Genomic DNA, 7784 nt, shown 5'->3' on the forward strand with positions numbered 1-7784 from the left:
CTGGACCCCGCCGTCGCCGCCGACCGGGACATGCTGCTCGACGGCGTGCTCGCCTCCGGCGCGCAGCTGCTCATCCAGCAGCTCGCCGCATCGGACGGCTCCTCTCGCGGCCCGGACCCTGCCGCCGGCCCCGTCCTGCCGGTGCGCCACCGCCCCCACCTGGCGCCGTGGCTGACCGGCCGCGGCGCCCAGCGGCTCGACCGCCTCGCCGACGTCGGCGTCTCGGTCGAACCGGTCACCGACTCGCAGGCGCTGTTCTCGCCGCGGACGCTGCAGCTGATGGCCTCGGGCGCGCTGGTGCTCTCGACCTACAACCAGGGGGTGAACTCGCACCTGCCGCAGGTGCACCTGGCGAACTCGGTGGAGGACGTCGCCGCCGGACTCGAGCAGCTCACCGCCGAGGACCTCTCCCGCGCCTCCGCCGACGGCGTCCGACGCGCCTTCCTCGACCACCATGCCGCCGATGTGCTGGGCCTGGTCCTCCACCGGCTGGGCCTCGCCGAGGAGCCGGCCGCCGAGCGGGTGCTCGCCGTCGCCGCGGACGCCGACGAGACGCTGCACGAGGAGCTGGCCGCCCAGACCCACGGCGAGGTGGCGGTCGTCGGCTGGCACGAGCTGCCGGCGCGGCTGGCGGACCACGACGTGGTGCTGCCCGTCTCCGCCCGGCGCCACTATGCGCCGACCTACGTCGACGAGCACCTCGCCGCGCTGCGTCACCAGTCGGCGCCGACGACCACCAAGACCGTCGACGCCGGGCAGGCGCACCGGCACCGCGACGGCGTCGACGCGCTGGATCTCACCGCCTGGCTCCGCCCTCCGGAGACGGCGGCGAGCCACGAGGGCCTGCTCGCCCTGGCCGCCGAGCGCCGCGTCCATGTCGGCGACGCCGAGGGCGTCCGGGACCGCGAGACGTCCTCGCCGCGCCGCGGGGCGGGGCGGCTGCGCCTCGGAGACGACGTCCACCGTCTCCGCCGCGAGGTCGCCGAGACCGCCGCCCGGCACCGGCTGCGTCTGACGGTGATCGTGCCGGTCTACGACAACGGCGAGCATCTGCGGCACAAGGCCTTCGCCTCGCTGCGCCGCTCCTCGGTCTTCTCCCGCATGCACGTGCTGCTGGTCTCCGACGGCTCCACCGATCCGGTCACCCTCGACACCGTCGAGGAGCTGGCCGCCGCCTATGAGAACGTCACCGCCTTCCACCATGGCGCCGGAGGGTCGGGGTCGGCCTCCCGGCCGCGGAACACCGGGCTCGGGCTGGCCGCGACGGAGTTCGTCACCTATCTGGATCCGGACAACGAGGCCGTCGAGGACGGCTACGCCCGGCTGCTGAGCGATCTGGAGGGCCACGACGACGTCGACTTCGTGCTGGGCACCATGACCCAGTGGGCGCGCACCCGCACCGTGCTGCCGTATGTGCGCGTCATGGAGCAGATCTTCGCCGCGCACCGGCGTGCCGACGGCACGATCGAGATGCCCGAGGGTGCGCTTCAGATGCTCGACTTCCGACCCATGGGCATCCAGACCCTGGTGGCTCGGACCGCGTGGCTGCAGTCCCTGGGGATCAGCCAGCCGGTGGGCGCGGTCGGGCAGGACTCGTACTTCTTCCAGCAGATGGTCCACTATGCCCGCCGCATACGCATCATGAACGTCTCTGCTCACACCTATTACACGGCAGTCAGCAACTCCACGGTCAACACGCTGAACCCGGGCTACTTCGCGAAGTACCTGCCGCTGGATCGTGCCCGGGCGGACTGGCTGCGCGAGGTCGGGCTGCTCGAGGCCTATAAGGAGCGACGCCTGGAGAGCTTCCTGGTCAGCTGGCATCTGCCCAAGCTGCGCCGCGTCGCCGACGAGGAGTGGCTGCCGGCCGCCGAGAACCTGGCCGCGCTGCTGGCGTGCTACGGCGAGCATCGCTGGCGGCACCGGCGCGCGCTGGACTTCTTCAGCGACCTGCGCGCCGCCCGCCGGCGGAGCCGACGGAGCCGACGGAGCCGCCGCCGCTGAGGCGTCGCCGTCCTCGGCATGTCGCGGCGGGGATTATGATGGCTCTGACGTCGATTCGAGGAGCCTCATGTCCCGCATACCGGATGCCGTGCGTCGCCGGATCCCGCGCCTGGCCCGGCGCGGCCGTCGGATCAGCACCCTGGAGACGGATCTCCAGCGTGCTCGACGCCGATCCGACGTCGTCGAGATCCGGTTGAACCATCTGCAGGACGAGATCGTCCGGGTCCGCGACGCGTCCCGTCAGGAGCTCGCCCGACGCGATGAGGAGTCCGAGGCCGAGCGGCGGAAGGCCCGGAGGGCCCGCAGAGCCCTGGACGGTGAACGTCAGGAGGTCGAACGACGACAGCACGCTCTGGAGCAGGCTGACGAGCGGCGCAGAGATCTCGAGCGGCGGCTGCGCACCTCCTCGTTCCGCGCCAAGCTCTCCGGCCAGCTCGCCGCACAGCGGCTCAGCCGCGATCGCAGCTGGCACGACACCAGCATCCAGGCCCAGCTGACCGTCAAGCTGCGGAACTACGCCCTGGCGGAGAGCCACGGAGTCGCCGTGCCCGTCGTCCACGCGGCCTGGCGGTCGGTGGACGACATCCATCTGGACGGCCTCGAGGCCGATCGACTCGTCCTGAAGGCCGATCGCGGGCACAGCGGACGGGCGGTCGTCCCGCTGGAACGCACGGCGACCGGCTGGCGGACGCTGGACGGCTCGGAGACCCTGGTCGGCGGCGAGCTGACCCCGCAGATCCGCCGGCGTCTGGACGAGGGAGGGTCGGGCCCCTATTTCGCCGAGGAGTTCCTCGACTCCGAGACCGGCGGCACGCTGCCGGCGGACATCAAGGTCTACACCTGCTACGGCGAGATCCTGCAGGTGCTGGTCATGCAGACCGACGGCGTCGAGGCCGGCGAGCGGGACACCTTCACCCGACGGTACTTCGACGCCGACGGCGAGAGCCTCGGCCGGGTGCTGCCGCGGGTGAAGCTCAGCTCCGAGATGCCCCGCCCGGAGCCCTGGGACGAGCTCCTGGAGGCAGCCCGCCGGCTCTCCGTCACGGTCGGGCTGCCGTTCGTCCGCGTCGATCTCTACACCACCGCCCGCGGCCCGGTGCTGGGCGAGCTGACGCCGGCTCCCGGCGGCCTGCAGATGTATCGACAGGACCACGATCTCGCGATGGGCGCGGCCTGGGTCGACGCCGAGACGCGTCTGGAGCGCGACATCGCCCGCGGCCGCCCGCTCGGCACGCTGTTCGGCGAGCACGAGTACACCTGGTGGTACGACGCCGTCGAGGGGGGCCGGGGCCCGGAGGATCCCTCCACCTGGCCGCGCCGCCGCGCCGACGCCGAGGTGCCGTACACGCCGCCGCAGGTCGAGGACCGGGACCTGATCCGCCCGACCGACGGGGCGGCCGAGCACGCGGCCGAGGACGCGGCCGAGGACGCCGAGTCGGAGGCGGACGAGACGGACGAGACGCGCCCCTCCGCAGACCTCGCCGAGGAGCGGGTCGACGGCGACGTCAATCCTGGAGCGCCTGCTGGAGACGACGGCCCAGCTCGTCGCTGACGGCGGCGACGTAGTTCCGCGAGACGTGGCTGTCGTCGCGGTAGGTGATCGAGCCGCCGATGACCGCGTAGCAGGTCTCCTCGTCGCAGAGCAGGTCCTCGGTGGGCAGGAAGTGGTAGCCGTCCTCGTCCGAGAAGATCGTCCGGGAGCGGTCCAGCCACCGTTCCTCGACCCGCGTCTTCTCGATCCCCATCCGGCAGGCCGAGAGGTCGTCCTCGTTCCGGGCCACGCAGTCCGGCAGCGAGCTGTCCTCGTCGCCCTCGTGCATGCGCGGGACCTGGCCCATGACGACGACCTCCTTGCCCGCCTCGAGCCAGATCTCGACCGGGGCGAGCATCGCCCGGCCGACGTCGCCGAGCTCCTCCTCATGCGGCGGCAGGTCGATTTCGCGGTCCGGCGCGCCGAAGCTGCCGTGCACCTGGCTGGCGGCGATGATCACCGTCCCGATGCTCTCGTCGTCGCGAACCTGGTCGACGATCTCCTCATTGGCCTGCTCGCACTCGTCGCTGCCCTCGTCGACGGCCGAAAGTCGCGGCGTGCAGCCCGAGCGGGTCAGCACGAGCAGCCGCTTGTCGTGCTCCTGGGCGTAGGCGTCCCAGGCGGGCAGCCACATCGACGCATGCGAGTCGCCGAAGACGGCGATCGTCCCGTCGGCCGAGGACTTCTCCGCACCGAGCCAGCATTCGTGCACGCCCTCGGCCTCGCCGTCGGCCTGGCAGCCGGGGTACTCGGGATCGTCGTTCTGCGCGACGACCTCCGACGGCGTCGGGTCCAGCGTGCCGTCCCCCTCGACCGGGCCCGGGCAGCGGTCGGCGTCGGCCAGGGCCTCGTAGCCGTAGCAGGGATCATCGGCGGCGAGGTCGCCGGTGCTGACCGTCGTGCGCTCCATGGCGGCCACCGCACCCATCGTGCCGACGATGACCACCGCCATGCCGACCGCCGCTCCCACGAGGCTCCGCCAGGTCGGCCGCAGCACCGTCGCCCGGCGGATGGGCGTCTCCACGAAGCGCGTGCTCAGTGCCGAGAGCGCGATGATGCCGAGGATCAGCAGCACCTTCGCCGGCCAGGACTCGGCGGCCTCGGTCACCATCGGAGCGATCACGACCACCGGCCAGTGCCACAGATAGATCGCATAGGACCAGTCCCCCACCGCGACGGCCGGGCGCAGGGAGAACCACCGGTGCACGCCGGCCGGGCCGACCTTCCCGCCGCAGGCCATCAGCAGCGCCGCGCCGACGGTGGGCAGCAGCGCCGCGACTCCCGGGAAGGCCGTGGCGTCGGAGTAGAACCAGGCCGCGGCGAAGATCATCGCCAGCCCGGTCCAGCCGAGCAGATTCCCCAGCCGGCCGGTGACCTGATCAGTGCCCATGATCAGGGCCAGCAGCCCGCCCAGGGCGAACTCCCAGATGCGGGTGTGGGTGACGAAATAGGCCTGGGCCGGCTCGGCGGCGGTGACGACGATCGAGGCCGCCAGCGAGGTGAGCCCCAGCGCACCGATGACGCCGACGAAGACCAGGCGCACCCGCGGGGCGCTCTGCAGACGGTCGGCGCCGACCAGGGCCAGCACGAGCACCAGCAGCAGCGGCCAGAGGACGTAGAACTGCTCCTCCACCGAGAGCGACCAGAAGTGCTGCACCGCCGTCGCGCTGTCGTCCATCCGCGAATACTCCACCGAGTCCGCGGCCAGCAGCCAGTTCTGCACGTACAGCGCCGAGGCGGTGATCTGCCGCTGGGTGTTCTCCCAGACTGTGCTGGGCATGAACGCCACCACCCCGAGGGCGGTGACCAGCAGCACCAGCAGGCTCGCCGGCAGGAGTCGTCGGATGCGACGAGCCCAGAATCGTCCCAGGCGCACCGTCCCGGTGCTCACCGCCTCCTTGAACAGGTGCGCGGTGATCAGATAGCCGGAGATGACGAAGAAGACGTCGACTCCGACGTAGCCGCCGGGGAGATGGTCCGGCCAGAAGTGGTAGACGACCACCAGCAGCACCGCCAGTGCACGCAGTCCCTGGATCTCCGGCTGGAAGTGCGAGGCTCCGGGGCTCCCCGATGCGGTCGGCCCGGCGGCCGCCTGACGGGCGGCCGTCGGGACGGCGGCCGGCGACGCCGGCGACTGGTCGAATGTGCTCATCGGCTCCTGGGATCCTGCTCGTCGGAGGTGGGCCCGATCGCGGTCGCTGCATCGGACGTCCCCAGTGCAGCGGTCTCGTCAGACACCAATGTACAGCGACACGCCCTCTCCTCCGTCCTCCCGGGGAATTCTCCGCCGCCGTCCAGCCGCCGCCGTCCAGCCCTCGCCGTTCCGGCGCGTCGACGGGGTGCCGCCGCGGCGCTGCGACCCTCTCCGGATAGGATGACGGCCCGTGATTCCTCCTGCGCAGCACCCGTCGCCCCGGAGAGCCGAGCATCCGTCCGGCGACGCTCCGGAGCCGGCCCCCTCGCGCTCGTCGGACAGCCCGCTCGCGCAGGGGCTGCCGCCCAGCCGATACCGCCCGGAGCTGCACGGCGTCCGCGGCCTGTCGATACTCGGCGTCGTGCTCTTCCACCTCTTCGGCGACGGCCGGGTCTCCGGCGGGATCGACATCTTCCTGGCGATCACCGGCTTCCTGTTCACGGGGATGCTCCTGCGCGAATCCGCCTCCCGAGGGGGACCCGTCGACGTCGGCCGCTATCTCGCCCGGCTGGCCCGTCGCATCCTGCCGCCTGCGGCTCTCGTCGTCGCGGCCACCGCCGCGGCCGGGCTGGTCATCCTGCCCGAGACGCAGCACCGCCAGCTGCTGGCCGAGGCGCGGGCCTCGCTGCTCTACGTCGAGAACCATGAGCTCATCGCCTCCCAGCTGGCCTATGAGGCCGCCGGCCCGCAGAGCAGCCCGTTCCAGCACTTCTGGTCCCTCTCCGTGCAGGGTCAGTTCTATCTGATCTGGCCTGTGCTGGCGGTCCTCTCGGTCCTGATCGCCCGGCGACTGGGGCGACCGGCGGTCCATGTCATGGCCGTCGGAATCGCCCTGGTGGTGGCGCTGTCCTTCGGATGGGCGCTGCACATGCACGCGACGTCCCAGGCCGAGGCCTATCTGATGACCTCGACCCGCCTGTGGGAGCTGGCCTTCGGCGGACTGGTGGCGCTGCTCGGCACGAGGCTGAGCCTGCCTCGAGTTCTCCGCGCCCCTGCGGGGTGGCTCGGTCTGGTGCTCATCCTCGCCTGCGGCTTCGTCCTCGACGGAGCGGCTCTCTTCCCCGGCCCCTGGGCACTGTGGCCGCTGCTCGGCCTGACACTGGTGCTGGCCTCGGCCGGCCACGACCAGGCCGGCGGAGACGGACCGACACGAGTCGGCTCCCTGCTGTCGAGCCGACCGCCGAGCCTCGTGGCCGACCATGCCTACTGCCTGTACCTGTGGCACTGGCCGGTGCTGATCATGACGCTGGAGCTCCTGGACCTCCAGGCGGCGGGAGCCGCCGAAGGTGCGGTCGTGCTGGCGATCTCCGCCGTCCTGGCCTGGGCCACGCGGCGCTGGGTCGAACTCCCGGCCGCACGCCTCGGGCACCTCCCCGTCCGCATCCCCCTCGCCGCCGGAGGCGTCGTCCTCGTCGGCGGCGGAGCCGCGCTGACCGTCGCCCTGGTCCTCACCCAGCCGCAGCTGCCCGTCGGCTCCTCCACCGCCGGAGTCGACGCCGAGGCGTTCCCCGGAGCGCGCGTCACCGCGACCGAGGGCGCGACGTCCGGTGGAGAGACCCCCGACCCGCAGGCAGACGGCGCCGGGGACCTGCCCGTCGCAGAGGCCGGCTTCCTCCCCGCCCCCACGCTGCTCGCCGACGACGAACCGGCCTACTACGGCTGGGACTGTCGACAGCCGCCCAGCGAGGACATGGCCACCGCCGAGGTGACGGTCTGCGAGGACCCCGACCCGCCGGCCTCACCGACCCGCACCATCATGATCGCCGGGGGATCCCACGCCGGCCAGTGGCAGCATGCCTGGCGGATCATGGCCGACGCCCACGAGTGGGAGCTGATCATCGCCGACAAGTCCGGGTGCCGGCTGCAGAGCATCGAGGACGCCGACGTCGACTCCTGCGCGGCGTGGAACCGCAACTTCATCGACGTCGTCGCCGACCGGGCTCCGGACCTGGTGGTCACCGCGGGCACGGTGATGGACCGCGAGGAGGAGTTCGTGGAACCGGGGTCTCCCGACCAGTGGCGCCGCATCGTCGAGGCCGGCAGCGAGGTCCTGCT

Annotated in this window: 4 protein-coding genes; 3 read left to right on the forward strand and 1 reads right to left on the reverse strand. The window is 72.1% G+C overall.

What is annotated here, in order from left to right; all coding sequences use genetic code 11:
• Both GU5_RS16150 and GU5_RS0101205 read left to right on the forward strand, forming a co-directional pair.
• A partial coding sequence (locus tag GU5_RS16150) for a glycosyltransferase family A protein (RefSeq protein ID WP_029513913.1) occupies positions 1 to 2004 on the forward strand: 2004 nt, incomplete at its 5' end.
• 67 nt (positions 2005 to 2071) lie between these two features.
• A complete protein-coding gene (locus tag GU5_RS0101205) occupies positions 2072 to 3556 on the forward strand; it encodes an ATP-grasp fold amidoligase family protein (protein WP_010523755.1) in 1485 nt (494 codons plus the stop codon).
• Here the strand turns inward: GU5_RS0101205 and GU5_RS13380 are convergent.
• Complete coding sequence (locus tag GU5_RS13380; protein WP_010523756.1) at positions 3510 to 5687, reverse strand: acyltransferase family protein; 2178 nt, start codon at positions 5685 to 5687, stop codon at positions 3510 to 3512. The genes GU5_RS0101205 and GU5_RS13380 overlap by 47 nt on opposite strands.
• 232 nt (positions 5688 to 5919) lie before the next feature.
• Here GU5_RS13380 and GU5_RS16155 point away from each other — a divergent pair.
• Positions 5920 to 7784: acyltransferase family protein (locus GU5_RS16155; RefSeq protein WP_010523757.1), on the forward strand; the 1865-nt coding region annotated here is incomplete at its 3' end.

Origin of the sequence: Nesterenkonia sp. F, assembly GCF_000220985.1 — a bacterium.
In the GTDB taxonomy this organism is placed as follows: domain Bacteria; phylum Actinomycetota; class Actinomycetes; order Actinomycetales; family Micrococcaceae; genus Nesterenkonia.